The organism is Pseudomonas sp. GD04091 (assembly GCF_029836165.1).
Taxonomy (GTDB): Bacteria; Pseudomonadota; Gammaproteobacteria; order Pseudomonadales; family Pseudomonadaceae; genus Aquipseudomonas.
On record NZ_JAOEBG010000048.1, the window covers coordinates 1 to 2,042 of the forward strand.

The 2,042-nt window shown below is 67.8% G+C and carries 1 pseudogene; it reads left to right on the plus strand.

Annotated elements, in window-relative coordinates:
- Positions 1-2,042 (plus strand): annotated as a pseudogene (locus tag N7422_RS26790) (sugar-binding protein); the annotation flags it as partial.

The following is a 2,042-nucleotide window of genomic DNA, read 5'->3' on the forward strand; positions in this document are numbered from 1 at the left end:
CGTGCACTCCAACGCCTTCAACTTCATGAGCTACCTGCAAGGCGGTGTCGACCCGCGTACCGGCCTGTACACCGTCACCATCCGCCTGCCCGAGGTCAAGGCCAACGACCTGCAGGGCCCGCCCCTGCAACTGGCCCTGACCTTCAGCCCGCTCAACACCGTCGACTCGGGCTACGGCAAGGGCTGGAACCTGCTGCTCTCGCAGTTCGTGCCCAGTACCGGGGTGGTCTCCACCCTGGACGGCGAAGTGTTCAAGGCCGAGCCCGGCCAGGGCCGTTTCACCCTGCAGGAGCAGAAGCTCGACAGCTTCCACCTGCATGACCAAGGCAACCAGCGCTATCGCCTCGTGCACCGCTCCGGCCTGGTCGAGGTGCTCGGTATCCAGGGCGTCGGCGACAATGCCCTGGCCCTGCCCGAAGAGGTCTATTCGGCCCAGGGGCACCGCCTGCGCTTCAGCTACACCGGCTTCAACGTGCACACGCGCCTGGCGTCGATCACCTACCTCGACGACAACTTCGAATCCCGCCCCGTGCTGCTGGTCGAGCGCGCGAACCAGCAGGTGATCTTCCGCTTCAACCCCGAGGGCGAGCAGCAGGCGGTCTTCACCCTCAAGCTGGACAACAGCCAGCGCGTCGAGGAACTGGTGCTGCCCACCGCTGAGAACGCCTCCTGGCGCTTGCGCTACGAAGACGCCCTGAACCTGGGCTACGACTGCATCAAGGAAGTCTTCACCCCCACTGGCGGCCATGAAACCCTCACCTATACCGATGCCCACGAATTCCCGCGCACGTTCGCCGGCGACAACCCCGCGCACATCATCCCGCCCCCCGACCTGGCCCAGCAGCCGCCGGCCCGCCTGCCGCGGGTGAGCCAGCATCGGGTCGACCCCGGTGCCGGACAGCCGCCGATCGACACCCGCTACAGCTACACCCTCGAAGAGCCCGGCAGCGACTACCAGGCCGGCAACAACTTCCTCGGTGCCAACCTGAACCTGGGCTGGAGCAATGATGGCCTGGACAACCTGTTCCGCTACACCGGCGTGTACCTGTATGGCTCGGTGGAGCAGCTGCTGGTCGCGGGCAAGGTGGTGCGCAAGATCCAGCGCCACTTCAACCAGTTCCACCTGCTGACCGAAGAGCGCACCCTGCACCTGGACGCCGACGCAGGCCGCGAGCTGACCCGGCAGGTGCAGAGCACCCGCTACCACCTCAGGGCGAACGTGGCATTCAAGGACCAGGAACGCTATTGCCAGCTGCCCGGCACCGTCACCACTTCCTGGCGCGGGCCGGATGCCGAGGGGCAGCCACGCAGCCGCAGCGAGCGGACCAGCCAGCGCACCTACCATCCGGATGGCAACCTGCACACCGAGACCGATGTCAGTGGCGTGACCCAGACCCGCGAGTGGTACCCGGCCGCGGGCGAGGGCAGCGACAGCCCGCCGGACCCGGACGGCTTCGTGCGCCACCTCAAGAGCCTGACCACCACCCCCGCCCCCAGCGACGAACACCCCGACGCGCCGGTACTGCGCCAGCGCTACCGCTACCGCCACCACGCCCCCTTGGGGAACGCCGTGGGCAACGGCTGGCACGAGGCCTGCGAGGAGCGCCTGCTGCAGGTCGGCCTGGACCCGCAGAGCTTGCAGGAGGTGGAGACGGAGCTGGAGCTCACCGTCTACGAACACCTGATCGACCCTCGCGACCCGTTCAATCACGGCCGCCCGGCCCGCCAGGCCGTGACCCGCCACGGCGAGACCACCACCACCGCGTTCACCTACCGCAAGCGCGCCGAAGCCCCGGGGCAGGGCGAGACGGTGCTGGTGACCGAGCAGACCATCACCGGCCATGACGGCGAGCAGAAGGTGCAGACCCTCGAGCACTCGATCCTGATCGGCGAGCCGCTGCTCAACTACGACGACAACGATGTGAAGATCCGCTACCAGTACGACGCCCTGCGCCGGGTGGTCAGCGAGACGGTGGCGCCGGGCGAGGAGCACGAGGCGACCCGTCACTATGCCTATACCCTCAGCTCCAGGGCGGGACAGC